Here is a 14,029-nt window from a genome sequence, read left to right on the forward strand (position 1 = left end):
AGATCCGGATTCCCGGCACCCGTGGTGCCGAGGGAGGACATGTCATGACATTGCTCCACCCGGGCGGAGTGTTCGCCGCCGTCACGTCCCACTTCGCCGATCCCCGGAACGTCGAAGACGTTCGTCTGACCATCGGCCCGGAGCGGGAGCCGCTGCCGCTCTCGCCCTCGGAGGCGCACGAGGCGCTGCACGGGCCCGACGCGGACCCGGTGCTGAGTACGGCAATCTGGCGGGAAGTGATCCGCGCCGCGCAGAGCGGGACGGATCCACGTGGTAAGTGGCAACTTCTGCTGGTCTGGCTGCTCCTGCCCCGTCTCGGCGGCACGGTGTACCGGGTCTCCGCACGGCTTCGGGCGAACCGGGCCGACGTGGAGTCGGAGATGGTGCTCGCGCTGCTGGAAACGCTGGAAGGACTGGACCCCGAACTCCCCGGCGCGGCGGACGCCTTGACCGCTTCGGCCCGGGGCAGCGCGTGGCGGTACGCGCGCTCGGCACGCCGCGCCGTCCCGGTCGGCCATATCGAGAGCATCGCCCGGGACGACAGCCACCCGGGAGCGGCCGACGAGGACGGGACGGAGGACTCCGACCCGTTCGACTGGGAACTGGAGGTCTCGCCCCCGGACAGGCCCGACGGATTCAGCGCCCCCTTGCGTATCACCGTCACGGCGGCACAGGTGGAAGCGGCACGTCTCGGGGCTCTGGCCCACCGCTTCGGTCTCCCCGATGCCGTCCTCCGGACGCGGGGAACCAGGCGCAGGCGCTGTATCGGCCGTGTTTCGCTGCGGCCCGACGGGCGGCGGCGATGAGCATGCCTCCGCGCACCCCGCTGTCCTTCACCGAGGTGTTCGAGCTTCCGGTGGCGGTGGACATGCGCACGGCGGCCAGGGCGCTGGGCATCTGCACCGGGACCGCCTATCAGCTGGTCCGCCGGGGCGCCTTCCCCTGCCCGGTCCTGCGGATCGGCGGTGTCTACCGGGTTCCCACCACACCTCTGATGCGCGTGCTCGGCATCGAGGAGCGGCCGTTGTACGCGGTCGACCTGGAGGGCGACCAGGAACCGGATGACGGCACCGCTACGTCCGCACCGTACGGCCGCTGACACGGGATCGAGGGCCGTCCCCCCGTCCGCTCCGGGGTGGCGGGCCCTCGGCCGTTCGCGGCGGCGGGCCGCGGCCCGCCGGCCGGTGTGTTCAGTGGCGCAGGGCCGTGGCCACCTCCACCTCGACGTCTCCGTCGAGGTCGCGGTTGCTGCGGGCCGTGGCGTCCTTGGGTGTGTCGGGCTGGGCGCCATCGACCGTGACGACCGTGGTGTCGAGCAGGTTGCCGCCCTTGTCGCGGAAGTTGATCTGGACCGCGTAGGACTTGGCCGAGTCGGTGCTGTTGGTCACGGTGAACTTCGCCGTGGCGCGGCCGTCGCCGTCCGTGGCGACGGCGCCCAGGTCGACATCGCCCTTGGCGTTCACACCGTCCTTGAATTCGTTCAGCTTGTCCTGTGCGGCGGCCGTGGCGGAGGCGACCGCGTCGGTGCCCTTCGACGCCAGCGAGGAGGCGGCCGAAGCGGCCTTGGACACCGCGTCGGACGGGCTGCTCCCGTCGTCCGAGCAGCCCGTGACGGCCGCCGCCACGGCTGCCGCCAGTGCCACGGCCCGTACGCCTCTCACGCCCCGTACGCCCCGCAGGGTCATGTCTGCCTCCCGGCTCTCGCGATGGTCCCAGTCAAGGCGCGGGACGGCGGGGCCGCATGCGGGGTACGCCGACCGGGGGTACGGCTGTGCCCCCGGTCTCCCGGGGGCACAGGTCGCTCCGGGTCAGCGGCCGTAGCGGATCAGGGTGCGGACCATACGGCAGGTGGTGTCGGACGGCGGATGGATGCCGAGGTGCTCGGCGGTGGTGCGTATCTTGTGGTTGCTGGCGCTCGACGGCTGGTACACGCCCGTGTCGAGCAGGGCGATGGCCAGACGCATCGCCTTGAGCCGGCGGTTGTGGGAGACGTACCACTCTCGGGGGCGGCCCGCGGGGAGTCGCTTCTTCTGGAGAGGCTTCGGCAGCGGCGGGTGGAAGGGCATGGCGAGCTGGGTGTCGAGCGGCTTGGTCGTGACTGCGGCAACGGCCATCGGCAACCTCCTGGCACGGTGGTGGAACCCTCACGAACTACCTCCATTTTACTGCCCACCACTGACAATCGCCCCTGGCCAGAGGGGATTTCGGCAGCCCCTCCCGTAACCTTGGCCCCATGGAGATCTGGATCAATCCCGCCTGTTCCAAGTGCCGCGGCGCGGTGAGCCTGCTCGACGCCGAAGGGGCCGACTACACCGTCCGGCGCTATCTGGAGGACGTGCCCTCGCCCGAGGAGATCCGGGCCGTGCTGGAGCGGCTGGGGCTGGAGCCGTGGGACATCACGCGTACCCAGGAGGCGGCCGCCAAGGAACTGGGTATCAAGGAGTGGCCGCGCGAGGACGGCTCGCGGGAACGGTGGATCGCGGCCCTCGCCGGGCATCCGAAGCTGATCCAACGGCCGATCATCACCGCCGACGACGGCAGCGCGGTCGTGGCGCGTACGGACGAGGCGGTCCGGGAGGCGCTGGGCCGCTGACCACCGGCGCGGCGGTACGGACTCCACGCGGGGGCGCACCGGCCCCCCGGCCGGGTCAGCGCTCGTCCGTGCCCGCGCGCTTGGCCGTGGCCAGGGCGATCCGGTTCCAGGTGTTGATGGTGAGGATCAGGGCGAGCAGCTGGGCCAGCTCCTGCTCCCCGAAGTGCGCCGCGGCCCGCTCGTAGACCTCGTCGGGCACCCCCGCGTCCGCGACCCGGGTGACCGCGTCGGTGAGGGCGAGGGCCGCCCGCTCCCTCTCCGTGAAGAAGTGGCCCGCCTCCCGCCACACGGCCACCATGTGCAGCCGCTCCTCGCTCTCCCCCGCCCTGCGGGCATCGGTGGTGTGCATGTGGAGGCAGTACGCGCACCGGTTGAGGTGCGAGGAGCGGATCTGCACCAGCTCCACCAGCGCGGGGTCCAGTCCCTCACGGGCCGCCGCGTCCAGTCCGATCACGGCCCGGAAGACCTTCGGCGCGGCCTTCGCGAAATTGAGCCGGACGGTGGTGGCGGGGGCGGCGGTGCGGTCGTTCGTCTTGATCTCTGTCGTCGTCATGGGTACGAATCTATGAGGACGGGCGACCGGATACGGGGTGCATTCCGATGGTGGATTCATGGGTCAATTCCGCTGAGATCCTCGGCAGCGATCTGCCGCTGGAGCTGTCCGGCACGGGCAACCGGCGGGCCGTCCTGATGCGGGCGCTGCGCGAGGCGATCCGCGCCGGGCGCCTCCCCCCGGGCACCCGGCTGCCGCCCTACCGTTCGCTCGCCGCCGACCTGGGGCTGGCCCGCAACACCGTCGCCGACGCGTACGCGGAGCTGGTCGCCGAGGGGTGGCTGGCCGCCCGGCAGGGCTCGGGCACCCGGGTCGCCGAGCGGGCCGTGCCGCGCACTCCGGCACAGCGCCCGCGCGCCCCCCGGCGCCCCGCCCGGCCGCTCCTGGATCTGGTCCAGGGCAAGCCGGACCCGTCGGTCTTCCCCCGCACCGCGTGGCTGGCCTCGGCGCGCCGCGCGCTCACCCGGGCGCCGCACGACGCCTTCGGGCCCGGCGATCCGCACGGACGGCCCGAACTGCGGCAGGCGCTGGCCGGTTATCTGGCCAGGGTGCGCGGGGTCCGCGCCTCCCCCGGCCGGATCGTCCTCTGTTCCGGAGCCGCCCATGGGCTGCGCCTGCTGGCGGAAGTCCTCGGCGGGCCGTGGGCGGTGGAGGAGTACGGCCTGCCGTTCCATCGCGGACTCCTCGCCGCGCACGGCGTCGGCACCCGGCCGCTGACCGTCGACGAACACGGCGCCCGGGTGGCCGAGCTGGGGCGGACGGACAGAGCCGTGCTGCTCACTCCGGCACATCAGTTCCCGACCGGCGGGCCGCTGCGTCCCGAACGGCGTGCCGCCGTGGTCGACTGGGCGCGGACGACGGGCTCCCTGGTCGTGGAGGACGACTACGACGGCGAGTTCCGCTACGACCGGCAGCCGGTGGGCGCCGTTCAAGGACTGGACCCCGAGCATGTGGCACTGCTGGGCTCGGTGAGCAAGAGCCTCTCCACCACCCTGCGGATCGGCTGGCTCGTGCTGCCCGAACGCCTGGTGGAGCCGGTACTCGCGGCCAAGGGCGAGCGCGAGCAGTGGTCCAGCGCCACGGAACAGCTCACGCTCGCGGACTTCATCGAGTCGGGGGCGTACGACCGGCAGGTGCGCCGGATGCGCCAGCGCTACCGGCGCCGCCGCGACCAGCTCGTGGCGGCGCTGGAGCTGCGGGCGCCGCAGGTCCGGGTCACCGGGATCTCGGCCGGTCTGCACGCGGTGCTGGAACTGCCGCCCGGCACCGAGCACTCGGTGGTACGGGCCGCCGCCTGGCAGGGGCTGGCCGTGGAGGGCCTCGGCGACTATCTGCACCCGGCCGCCCCGGCACCCCGGGCCGGAGACCGGAACGGGCGGATCGGACAGGACGGGCAGGACGGGCGGGTCAGGCGGGACGGGCTCGTCGTGGGGTACGCGACACCGGCCGAACACGCCTATCCGGAGGCCCTGGAGGCGCTGTGCCGCGCCCTGCCCCCCGCGCCCGATCCCGGACCGGCGCCCGCGCCCGCGTGAACCTCCCGCCGTACGCCCCCCTGCCTACGCCCCCAGTCCCGCCTCCGCCCGCGCGAGCACCTCGGTGAGCCGCAGCCCGAACCGTACGTCGCAGGAGTGCGGCACTCCCGTGCGTACCGCGTCCGCCAGCGCGTCCACCGCGGCCCGGAACGAGCCCACCGGGTCCTCCCACCTCGGCAGGGCGGCCGTCCCGCGCTCGCCCCTCAGCTCGATGTCGGTACCGGCCGCGCCCCGCGGTGCGCCCAGTCCGAGCGTCACGGTGCTGGACGCGCCGGAGGTGTGGCGGAGCACCAGGTGGGTGGTGTCGGCGGGGCCGCGGGCCGAGGTCACCTCGGTCACCTCGCCCAGGACCGGGATCAGGACCGAGAGCACGTGCGGGCCGACGTCCCAGAGCCCGCCCTTCTCCCTGCGCCACGGGGACGCGGCGTACTCGCTGGCGGAGTCCGGGGCGTAGAGCGCGCCCAGCCACTGGGCGCGGGCGGTGAACCAGCCGTCGGACGCCGCCTGTTCGGCGATCCAGGCGGAGGTGGCGGTGGCGAAGCGCAGGGTGCAGAAGACCACGGAGGCCACCTGTGCCTCCGCCGCCGCCTCTGCGACGGCGCGCGCCGCCTCCACGGTGGTCGCGACCGGTTTGTCCATAAGCAGGTGGCACCCGGCCGCCGCCGCCCGGGCGGCCAGCGGGGCCTGCACGTCCGGCGGCAGGGCGAAGGCGACGGCGTCGCTCACGGCGAACAGCGCGTCGATGCCCGCGTCGTCCGTGTACGCCCGGGTTCCGTGGGCGGCGGCGAGCTCCTCCGCCGCTCCGGAACGGCGCCCCCAGACGCCGCTCAGCTCGACACCGGGATGGGTGGCGAGGGCGGGGGCCTGGGTGTCGCGGGCCCAGGGACCCGTACCGAGCAGGCCGATGCGCAGGGGGGCGGTGGGTGTCGTCATACGGGCCAGTGTGCCCGGTCCGCGAATGAGGTGGCGGTGGGCGGTGGTCGGCGGATACGTTTCTCCGGCCGGCCGCGGGACTCCGGCCGCGACTTCCGGGACTTGCCTCTGAAGCACTGATTTCGCTGTTCGCGCCTCCATTCCCCGGCCGGCTCTTTCACGTTCCCGCACGGGCGGGAGGAAGCAGCACGGGGGACCCATGCCCACAGCAGACGCCGTTCCCGGGACCGGAGCGGACGCAGGCACCGGAGCGGACGCGGGCACCGGGGCGGGCACCGGCACCGAGGCCGGTCTCGTCGCCGCCGAGGACGTGCTGCTCTTCGTCAACGCGGCGATCACCGCGACCGGACAGCGCGAATTCCGCTCGGAGGCGCACCAGCAGCAGCTGTCGCTGGACTTCCTGCATGAGTATGTGCGGGTCAACTACCGCCGGGTGTACGCCGCTTCGCTCGCCCTGGACATCAACGACCACAATGCCGCGCTCATCGTGCGGGGTCTGCTGGAGAACGCCTCCGAGGCGAGTGCCGAGGAGCGGCGTACCGAGGGGCGGCTGATCGCGGCCCGGCTGGCGACGCTGCCGCCGCAGCGCGTCTACCGGCTGTTCGGCGCGCTGCGCCGGGCCAAGGTCAACAACCGGCGGACCCGGGCCATCATGCGCGACTGGCTGGCCGCCCGGCCGGACCTGGCCCATGACGCGGTGAAGTACCGCGCCGGACTGAAGACGGCGGCCCGCCACATCCATCTGCGGCGCCCGGGGGGCGAGGGCACCCCGGACGAGGTGGGCGCGTTCCTGTTCCGGCCCGGCCGGCTGCCGCGCTACCGGCACGGGCTGCTGGACGCCTGGCGCCGGGCCCACTACGAGCAGGGCGCCGTCCATGAACTGCCGTTCACCGTCGCCGAGGGGTTCGCCGCCCGGCACGGGATGGAGCGTGAGGCGTTCCTGGGGCGGATGGTGCCCCGGATGACGCGGCTGGAGCGGCTGCGCACCCAGGGGCAGCGGTCCACGGGCGCGGTGCCGCGGCTGCCCCCGGACGTCGATCTGACCGTGATGCCGCTGACCCGGCTCGCCCTGTACGTGCTCTCGCTCGGCTTCGACGTCCGCGCGGCCCACCGTGCGGAGCTGACCGGTGCGCTGCGTGCCGCGGCGCGCCGGGCGGCGGGCCCGGACGCCGGGAGCTGGGGGCGGGTCGCCGCCGTGCTGGACGACAGCTACTCCTCGTCCGGGTCGGGCCAGAAGCGGCGCCGGCCGCTCGCGGTGGCGCTGGCCTGCCACTTCCTGCTGGAGGCCCTGGCCGCGCCCGGGGCGTACCGCCCGCTGTGGACGTCGGGCGGCACCGATCCCCTGCTCGTGCGCCCCTGGGGGCCCACCCCGCTCGGGCTGTGTGTCCTGGACGCGCTGGAGCCGGGGCCCGGGGGCGTTCCGGACCGGCTGATCATCGTGTCGGACGGCTGGGACAACGCGCCGCCCGGTCTCGCGGGCGAGGTGCTGCGGGTGTGGCGGGCCCGGCTGGATCCCGGACGGCGGACGGCGGCCCTGCACATGAACCCCGTATACGACGCGGACGGCTTCGATGTCCGCAGGCTGGCACCGAGTGTGCCGACGGCCGGTATCCGCGACGCGGAGGATCTGCCCGCGCTGGTGGAGATCGCGCAGTTCGCGGAGGGGCGTACCGGACCGGCCGAGCTGTACCGGTATCTGGACCGGCGGGTGGCGCGCTTCGTGGACGGCGGAACGCGGCGGGACCACGACGAGGAAGCGGTGGCGCGGTGAACAGGCTTGAGCTGACCGGTCTCTCGGTCCGGCCCGCGCAGGTGTGGGGCGGCGTCCGGCTGGTGCCCCTGGTGCGCGAGGAGCCGGTCGAGGGCCTGCGGCTGCACCGGGAGGTGTACGAGGGCTTCGGCGCGGGGCTCGTCGAGGCCGGCCCCCGTACGCACTACACCTCGTACATCCCGCACGGTTTCGTCGCCGACTGGTCGGGCGGGGGCGCGCAGTCGGCGGCCTACGGCACGCAGCTCGACGACGGCGGCCCACCGCGCACGGTCCGGCTGCCCAGGCACCGCCACCACCGGATGGCCAAGCGGCAGCCCGGCGACCGGCTGCGCTTCCTGCCGCTGCACCTGGCGCTGGAGGGCTATCTCTCCCTGCACTTCGGCGGGCCGTCGGTCGCCTGGGAGGAGTGGTCGCGCCAGGCGCTGCGCGAGGGGCTGTCGCCGCGTGCGGAGGACGCCTTTCTCGGCTGGTCGGTGCGCGGCCTCGGGGACGCGCTGCGGGTCTTCGAGATCCACCCCGGCCAGTGCGGGGTCATGGTGTACGTCTCCGACGCGCTCGCCGGCGCGTTCGTGGTGCCGCATCCGGCGGACTACCGGCTGCTGCATGCCACGCTGATGGAAGACCTGTACGGGGAGCTGGTGCACCAGTACGCGATGTACGGGGCCCCGGTGGCGGAGTTCGCGGCGCGCATCCGGGGCGGGGCCCATCTGCGGACCCTGGGCGACCTGCGGGCGGCGGCGGTCGCGCAGGAGAGGGCGTGGGCCGAGGCGCACGACTCGCTGTTCGCGCGGGAGCTGCTGGACTCCTCGTACGGCTTCGAGCGGGTGTACCGGATGGGTTCCTTCACCCTGTGGCGGTTCCTGCCGTCGTTCGTGCGCGACGGGAGCGGCCAGCACATCGGGGAGACGATCACCGATCACCGGGGCCGGGTCGCCTATCTGAAGACGTTCCGGCTCTCGGACGCCCAGATCAGGCGGGGGCATCTGCTGCACACCCTGTCCGACGCCCAGTGGTCGCTGTCGTCGGCCGCCGTCGCGCTGGGGACCAGCGAGCAGGAGCTGGCGCGGCGTGTGCGGGCCGCCGGGTTCGCCGCGCTGCTCAAGGGCCATGTGTAGCTCCCGGGGACCGGGCGTCACGCGGAAACCTCGGTAACACGGGGTTCACATCCGGGCAACGGACGGGAAATCGCGCCTTGCCAAGCTGCGAGGCAGAGACCGCAGCACCCGCAAAGGATGGCGACCGTGACGTTCAAGGCTGAGTACATCTGGATCGACGGCACCGAGCCGACCGCCAAGCTCCGTTCCAAGACGAAGATCATGGCCGGGTCCCCCTCGGCGGACGCCGCGGAGCTGCCCATCTGGGGCTTCGACGGTTCGAGCACCAGCCAGGCCGTGGGCCACGCCTCCGACCGGGTGCTGAAGCCGGTCTTCACCTGTCCGGACCCGATCCGCGGCGGCGACGACATCCTCGTCCTGTGCGAGGTCTTCGACATCGACATGACGCCGCACGCGTCCAACACCCGTGCCGAGCTGCGTCCGTTCGCCGAGCGGTTCGCGGGCCAGGAGCCGATCTTCGGCATCGAGCAGGAGTACACGTTCTTCGACGGCCACCGGCCGCTCGGCTTCCCCGAGGGCGGCTTCCCGGCCGCGCAGGGCGGCTACTACTGCGGGGTCGGCGCCGACGAGATCTTCGGCCGTGACATCGTCGAGAAGCACCTGGACAACTGCCTGAAGGCGGGTCTGGGCATCTCCGGTATCAACGCCGAGGTCATGCCCGGCCAGTGGGAGTTCCAGGTGGGCCCGCTGTCCCCGCTGGAGGTCTCCGACCAGCTGTGGATCGCCCGCTGGCTGCTGTACCGCACCGCCGAGGACTTCGGCGTCTCCGCGACCCTGGACCCGAAGCCGGTCAAGGGCGACTGGAACGGGGCGGGCGCGCACACGAACTTCTCCACCAGGGCCATGCGCGAGGGCTACGACGCGATCATCACCGCGTGCGAGTCGCTCGGCGAGGGGTCGAAGCCCCTGGACCACGTCAAGAACTACGGCGCGGGCATCGACGACCGGCTGACCGGTCTGCACGAGACCGCCCCGTGGAACGAGTACAGCTACGGCGTCTCCGACCGCGGCGCCTCGGTCCGTATCCCGTGGCAGGTCGAGCAGGACGGCAAGGGCTACATCGAGGACCGCCGCCCGAACGCCAACGTCGACCCGTACGTCGTCACGCGGCTGATCGTCGAGACCTGCTGCTCCGCGCTGGAGAAGGCCGGCCAGGCCTGACCCCCGGCAGTCCCGCGTACGCGAAGGGGCCGCCCACCGGTTTTCCGGTGGGCGGCCCCTCGCCGCGGTGGGTGGCCGGTCCGCGGCCGGGAGCGGGTCCGTTGTCAGTGGCGCGTGTCAGGGTGGGGGGCATGCTCGATATCAAGGTGGAGACCGAGAACTCCGAGACCCACACGCGGATTTCCCCTGAGGCGCTGAGCGCTCTGGTGCACCGTGTCGGAGGTCGCAAGGACCGTTTCCTGGTGGTGCAGCGCGTTCCGGACCGCCCCGGATTCTTTGTGCAGGTCTGGCACGAGGAGGGCGAGGACTACCAGCTGGAGTACCGCGCGGGCGGCCCCGGGGACCACTTCCAGGCGCGGCTCGGCTCCCCCGCGCGGGTGGTGGACGCGATGGTGCGGTGGGCACGGCAGGAGCCCGCGTGGGATACGGGCATCGGCTGGGCGTCCGCCGGGATGCCCGCCGCCGAGCCGGTGCCGGAGCTCGCGCCGGAGATCCGGGAGCAGTTGACCGAGCGGATACGGCTGTGGCTGCGCGGCGGCTACGGCACGGTGACCTCGCTGACCGAGGCGGCCGAGGAGCACCTCGTCAAGGACGGTGTCCGCCCGGTCTCCCGGGCCCAGGCCTACGAGCTCGTGGAGCGGCTGTGGCTGGAGCGGGTCGAGGAGCAGTCCACCTGGACGGACGTCACCGACGCGGACCGGCTGGAGCGGGCCTTCGCCGCGCTGGAGGGGCGCGGGATCACGGCCCGTGACCATTTCACCTGCTGCCGCCCCTGCGGGCTGAGCGAGATCCACGAGGAGAACGAACAGGCGCGCGGCTTCGTCTTCTTCTCCGCGCAGGGCACCGACAGCGCCGCCTCGGGGCACGGGCTCTCGCTGTATTTCGGCGGGTTCGACCAGTCGGAGCGGACGACCGCGGACGTGGGTCACGAGGTCGTGGCGGCCCTGCGCGAGGAGGGGCTGACGGTGGCGTGGGACGGTTCCGCGGACCGGGCGGTCGAGCTGGAGGGCCCCGACTGGCGCAAGCGGCTGATCGGTTGAGCGGCGGGTGACCGGTTGGGCACCGGCCGACGGGGGCGGGGGCGGGGGCGGCCGGCGGGGGCGGGGGCGGCCGACGCGGTGAGGCAGGTAACGCCAAGGGTCCGTATCGACGGGTGAGAGGACCCTCCTGCGGTGCCGCGTTGTCTGCTTCAATGGAGACATGGCCAGCTTCCAGTACATCGCGTCGGGTCGCAGCGACCTTGAGCCGTTCTGGCCGTCCCGTCAGCATCATGATTTCGACCGGGTGTGTTGCCGCGCGTGGAACGCGCAGGCCCTCTAAAGCCGCTCACCCGGCCTTCGGTCCGCGCGCACGACGCAAGTCCGTCCCTGACGACTCCTCGCGCGAAAGAGCTGACCCTCCATGGCGAACACCCGTACTTTCTCCACCGCTTCGGCCGCCGCCTCGGCAGCCGCGGCGTCCGCCGCTGCCACCGACTCCGCCCGCCCCCTGTCCCCCAACCGGCACCGGCTGCGTGCCGTCGACCGTGACGAGGTCGTCCGGCTCTCCGATGTGGCCGACTTCCTGCCGCCGGGTGCCACCTGGCTGCCCGCGCCCCAGCACACCCTTCCGGCGCTGCCCGGTCAGCCGCCGATGATCGGCTATCTGGTGCTCGTACCGGCCGATCAGCAGCCGGTCATCGCCGGAGCGGTCGCCGCGTCCCAGCACCGGACGGGCCACCCGCAGTTCGGCCGGCCGGGCCCGGCCGCCCAGCAGTTCGTCCCGGAGCCGGTCGACGAGAGCCTCACGGCCGGACCGGTCCGGATCGACTCCGTCCGGCGCACCGCCTCGGTGGACGGCAGCACGCTGGATCTGACGTATCTGGAGTTCGAGCTGCTGGCCCATCTGGTGGCGCACCCGCACCGGGTGCACACCCGTGATCAGCTGGTGACGACGGTCTGGGGCTACGGGCACGTGGGCGACGGGCGCACCGTCGATGTCCATGTGGCCCGGCTGCGCCGCAAGCTGGGCGCCGAGCACCGCCGTTCGATCCAGACGGTCCGGCGGGTGGGCTACAAGTACGCCCCCTGACGGTCCCGGTCCGGCCGACGCGCCGGAAGCGGCCGACGCGGCCCCGGGCTCCGGTACGTACCGGAGCCCGGGGCCGCGTCGCGACGCGGTGGTGCGGGTGGTCAGCCGGGGGATCCCGCCCCCACCGGGCCGCCGGCCGCCTCCGGGGCCCCGGCCGGTTCCGGGTCGCCGTGCTCCAGGGCGGGCAGCCGGGACAGCCCGCGCGGGGTGCGCCAGTTCCGCTCGCCGAGCAGCAGCATGACGGAGGGCAGCAGGACCATCCGTACGATCGTGGCGTCCAGCAGCACCGCGACGGCGAGGCCGACGCCCATCTGCTGCATGTCCTGCATGGACAGGGTGCCGAAGACCGCGAACACCGCCACCATGATCGCCGCGGCGCCGGTCACCGCACCGGCCGTGCGGCGGATGCCCGTGTCGATCGCGGACCGGTTGTCCAGGCCGCCGGTGCGGGCCTCACGGATCCGGGAGACCACGAACACGTGGTAGTCCATGGACAGTCCGAACAGGACCACCAGGACGAACAGCGGCATCCAGGACTCGATCGCGCCGACTCCCTCGGAACCGATCAGCGAGGCGCCCCAGCCGTGCTGGAAGACGGCGACCATCACCCCGTAGGCGGCGCCCACGGAGAGCAGGTTGAGCAGGATCGCGGTCGCGGCGATGACGTACGAGCGGAAGCAGAACAGCATCAGCAGGAAGGTCACCGCCGTGATGAACGCGAAGACCGGGACCATGCCGCGCTTCAGCTGTTCGTTGAAGTCGACGGATCCGGCGACCTCCCCGGTCACATGCACCTCGGCGCCCGTGCCGTCGAAGGCCCGCGGCAGCCGGTTCCCGCGCAGCTCGGCCAGGTCCGCCGTGCCGTCCGGCAGTGGCACCTCGATCTCCGCGACGTTCCGGGCGGCGTGGACGGTCACCCGGTCGAAGGAGCCGAGCGCCCTGCGGAGCTCCGGTGTGCCGATGTCGTCGGCCCGGACGACGACGAGGGCGGGATCGGGGCCGCCCGGGAAGTTCTCGGTGATGCGGCGGTGGGCGACGGAGAGCTGTGAGTCCGAGCCGAACTGCTTCTCCAGCCCGAGCGCCTCGGTCTTCATTCCGACGGCGGGCGCGGCCAGGGCGAGCAGGACGACGACGGAGCCGATGGCGAAGACCGTGGGCCGGGCCAGGACGGGCTTCAGCACCGTGCCCGCGATGCCCCCGCCGACGCGCGCGCCGCGCTTGCCGCGACGGTTCAGCAGCGGGACGCGGCCCGCGTCGATCCGGTCGCCGAGCCAGGACAGCAGGGCCGGCAGGACGGTCACGGAGCCCAGCATCGCGATGAACACGACGATGATCGTGGCGAGCGCGAAGCCCTTGAACAGCAGCAGTCCGGACAGGAACATGCCGCCCATGGCGACCATCACGGTCGCTCCGGAGACGAGCACGGCGCGGCCGCTGGTCGCCGCCGCGATGCGCAGCGCCGTCTCCGCGTCGCGCCCCGCGGCCCGCTCGTCCCGTTCGCGGCGCAGGTAGAAGAGGCAGTAGTCGACGCCGACGGCGAAGCCCATCAGGAACATCACGGAGTACGTGGTCTGGAACAGGTGCAGCTGGTGGCTGGCGAGCGAGAGCAGACCGAAGGCGGCCATGCACGCGGTCAACGCGAGCCCGACCGGGAGCAGGGCCGCCACCACGGCGCCGAAGGCCACGAGCAGGATGCCCAGCGCCAGGGGTACGGCGGTGAACTCGGCCTTCTTGAAGTCCTCGGCGAGCAGGTCACCGAGCCATTTGCCCGCGCTGGCCTCGCCGAACTGGTGGATCTCGACGTTCCCATGGTCCCCCCGGACCGAGGAGACGGCGTCCAGCACCGGCTGCACCCGCTCGGCGGAGGTCGCCGCGTCGCCCTTCATCTCGAAGGTGATCAGGGCCTCCTTGCCGTCCTCCGAGGGGACGGGAGGAGCGAGGTTCCGCACCTCGCCGGTCCCCCGTACGGCCTCGGTGAGGTCGCGGGCCGCCTCCTTCCAGTCACCGGCCGCGCCGGCGGAGACCATGACCAGCTCGCCCGCGGGCTTGCCGAGTCCGGCGTCGGAGAGGATCTGCTCCGCGCGGGCCGAGTCGCCCGCGCCGTTCTCCGCATCGGACATCTCGACCATGCCGGATGCCCCGCCGATGCCCGTGGCGAGCACGACGAGGAGCAGCCAGCCGAGGATGGCCGTCTTTCGATGGTGTGCGCTCCACACACCGATGCGTGCCGCGAGGTTGCGCCTCATGCGGATGTCGCCCCCAGAAGTAGACGTCGTACAGGACGCTCCGAATCTAGGA

Annotated in this window: 14 protein-coding genes; 9 read left to right on the forward strand and 5 right to left on the reverse strand. The window is 72.9% G+C overall.

All coding sequences use genetic code 11. The features are described from left to right. The first annotated feature begins 44 nt into the window (after nucleotides 1-44). The gene (locus OHA98_RS29960) at nucleotides 45-806 is read left to right on the forward strand and encodes a hypothetical protein (protein WP_266930075.1); all 762 of its coding nucleotides are present in this window, start codon (nucleotides 45-47) and stop codon (nucleotides 804-806) included. Beyond that, nucleotides 803-1,099 carry a helix-turn-helix domain-containing protein gene (locus tag OHA98_RS29965; RefSeq protein WP_266930076.1) on the forward strand — a complete coding sequence of 99 codons (297 nt, stop codon included), beginning with the start codon at nucleotides 803-805 and terminating at the stop codon, nucleotides 1,097-1,099. The genes OHA98_RS29960 and OHA98_RS29965 overlap by 4 nt, the downstream gene beginning before the upstream one ends. 91 nt (nucleotides 1,100-1,190) lie before the next feature. Here the strand turns inward: OHA98_RS29965 and OHA98_RS29970 are convergent, their stop codons facing one another. Further along, on the reverse strand, nucleotides 1,191-1,685 hold the full coding sequence (locus OHA98_RS29970) for a hypothetical protein (RefSeq protein WP_266930077.1): 495 nt from the start codon (nucleotides 1,683-1,685) through the stop codon (nucleotides 1,191-1,193). A 123-nt stretch (nucleotides 1,686-1,808) separates the two neighbouring features. After that, complete coding sequence (locus OHA98_RS29975) at nucleotides 1,809-2,114, reverse strand: hypothetical protein (RefSeq protein WP_266930078.1); 306 nt, start codon at nucleotides 2,112-2,114, stop codon at nucleotides 1,809-1,811. A gap of 119 nt (nucleotides 2,115-2,233) precedes the next feature. Between OHA98_RS29975 and OHA98_RS29980 the strand changes: the two genes are divergently transcribed. Then, nucleotides 2,234-2,593, forward strand: a complete 360-nt coding sequence (locus OHA98_RS29980) for an arsenate reductase family protein (protein WP_266930079.1) — start codon at nucleotides 2,234-2,236, stop codon at nucleotides 2,591-2,593. A gap of 55 nt (nucleotides 2,594-2,648) precedes the next feature. Here the strand turns inward: OHA98_RS29980 and OHA98_RS29985 are convergent, their stop codons facing one another. Continuing rightward, on the reverse strand, nucleotides 2,649-3,146 hold the full coding sequence (locus tag OHA98_RS29985; protein WP_266930080.1) for a carboxymuconolactone decarboxylase family protein: 498 nt from the start codon (nucleotides 3,144-3,146) through the stop codon (nucleotides 2,649-2,651). Nucleotides 3,147-3,193: 47 nt separating this feature from the next. Between OHA98_RS29985 and OHA98_RS29990 the strand changes: the two genes are divergently transcribed. Continuing rightward, nucleotides 3,194-4,681: a PLP-dependent aminotransferase family protein gene (locus OHA98_RS29990; RefSeq protein ID WP_266930081.1), complete on the forward strand. Its 1,488-nt coding sequence runs from the start codon at nucleotides 3,194-3,196 to the stop codon at nucleotides 4,679-4,681. A 24-nt stretch (nucleotides 4,682-4,705) separates the two neighbouring features. Here the strand turns inward: OHA98_RS29990 and OHA98_RS29995 are convergent, their stop codons facing one another. Further along, entirely contained in the window at nucleotides 4,706-5,614 is a 909-nt protein-coding gene (locus OHA98_RS29995) for a Gfo/Idh/MocA family protein (RefSeq protein ID WP_266930082.1), read from the reverse strand. 199 nt (nucleotides 5,615-5,813) lie between these two features. On the opposite strand from OHA98_RS29995, the gene OHA98_RS30000 reads away from it, so the two are divergent. The 5 genes from OHA98_RS30000 (at nucleotide 5,814) to OHA98_RS30020 (ending at nucleotide 11,731) form a co-directional block, all read left to right on the forward strand. Beyond that, nucleotides 5,814-7,385: a hypothetical protein gene (locus OHA98_RS30000; RefSeq protein ID WP_266930083.1), complete on the forward strand. Its 1,572-nt coding sequence runs from the start codon at nucleotides 5,814-5,816 to the stop codon at nucleotides 7,383-7,385. After that, nucleotides 7,382-8,500 (forward strand): hypothetical protein, encoded by a 1,119-nt coding sequence (locus tag OHA98_RS30005; RefSeq protein WP_266930084.1) that lies wholly within the window; start codon nucleotides 7,382-7,384, stop codon nucleotides 8,498-8,500. The genes OHA98_RS30000 and OHA98_RS30005 overlap by 4 nt, the downstream gene beginning before the upstream one ends. A gap of 126 nt (nucleotides 8,501-8,626) precedes the next feature. After that, nucleotides 8,627-9,661 carry a glutamine synthetase gene (gene glnII / locus OHA98_RS30010; RefSeq protein WP_266930085.1) on the forward strand — a complete coding sequence of 345 codons (1,035 nt, stop codon included), beginning with the start codon at nucleotides 8,627-8,629 and terminating at the stop codon, nucleotides 9,659-9,661. Nucleotides 9,662-9,792: 131 nt separating this feature from the next. Then, on the forward strand, nucleotides 9,793-10,701 hold the full coding sequence (locus OHA98_RS30015; RefSeq protein WP_266930087.1) for a hypothetical protein: 909 nt from the start codon (nucleotides 9,793-9,795) through the stop codon (nucleotides 10,699-10,701). Nucleotides 10,702-11,062: 361 nt separating this feature from the next. Next, on the forward strand, nucleotides 11,063-11,731 hold the full coding sequence (locus OHA98_RS30020; protein WP_266930089.1) for a winged helix-turn-helix domain-containing protein: 669 nt from the start codon (nucleotides 11,063-11,065) through the stop codon (nucleotides 11,729-11,731). Between the two features lie 101 nt (nucleotides 11,732-11,832). Here OHA98_RS30020 and OHA98_RS30025 read toward each other — a convergent pair whose 3' ends face one another. Then, nucleotides 11,833-13,977: an MMPL family transporter gene (locus OHA98_RS30025; RefSeq protein WP_266930091.1), complete on the reverse strand. Its 2,145-nt coding sequence runs from the start codon at nucleotides 13,975-13,977 to the stop codon at nucleotides 11,833-11,835. Nucleotides 13,978-14,029: the final 52 nt, after the last annotated feature.

The organism is Streptomyces sp. NBC_00654, from assembly GCF_026341775.1.
In the GTDB taxonomy this organism is placed as follows: Bacteria; Actinomycetota; Actinomycetes; order Streptomycetales; family Streptomycetaceae; genus Streptomyces.

Excerpts from the sequence above, each read along its gene's own strand:
- OHA98_RS30025 (WP_266930091.1), bottom strand. The coding sequence starts at position 13,977 with ATGAGGCGCAACCTCGCGGCACGCATCGGTGTGTGGAGCGCACACCAT.
- OHA98_RS29975 (WP_266930078.1), bottom strand. The coding sequence starts at position 2,114 with ATGGCCGTTGCCGCAGTCACGACCAAGCCGCTCGACACCCAGCTCGCC.
- OHA98_RS30020 (WP_266930089.1), top strand. The coding sequence starts at position 11,063 with ATGGCGAACACCCGTACTTTCTCCACCGCTTCGGCCGCCGCCTCGGCA.
- OHA98_RS29980 (WP_266930079.1), top strand. The coding sequence starts at position 2,234 with ATGGAGATCTGGATCAATCCCGCCTGTTCCAAGTGCCGCGGCGCGGTG.
- OHA98_RS29970 (WP_266930077.1), bottom strand. The coding sequence starts at position 1,685 with ATGACCCTGCGGGGCGTACGGGGCGTGAGAGGCGTACGGGCCGTGGCA.
- OHA98_RS29995 (WP_266930082.1), bottom strand. The coding sequence starts at position 5,614 with ATGACGACACCCACCGCCCCCCTGCGCATCGGCCTGCTCGGTACGGGT.
- OHA98_RS29990 (WP_266930081.1), top strand. The coding sequence starts at position 3,194 with ATGGTGGATTCATGGGTCAATTCCGCTGAGATCCTCGGCAGCGATCTG.
- OHA98_RS29960 (WP_266930075.1), top strand. The coding sequence starts at position 45 with ATGACATTGCTCCACCCGGGCGGAGTGTTCGCCGCCGTCACGTCCCAC.
- OHA98_RS30000 (WP_266930083.1), top strand. The coding sequence starts at position 5,814 with ATGCCCACAGCAGACGCCGTTCCCGGGACCGGAGCGGACGCAGGCACC.
- OHA98_RS30015 (WP_266930087.1), top strand. The coding sequence starts at position 9,793 with ATGCTCGATATCAAGGTGGAGACCGAGAACTCCGAGACCCACACGCGG.
- OHA98_RS29965 (WP_266930076.1), top strand. The coding sequence starts at position 803 with ATGAGCATGCCTCCGCGCACCCCGCTGTCCTTCACCGAGGTGTTCGAG.
- OHA98_RS29985 (WP_266930080.1), bottom strand. The coding sequence starts at position 3,146 with ATGACGACGACAGAGATCAAGACGAACGACCGCACCGCCGCCCCCGCC.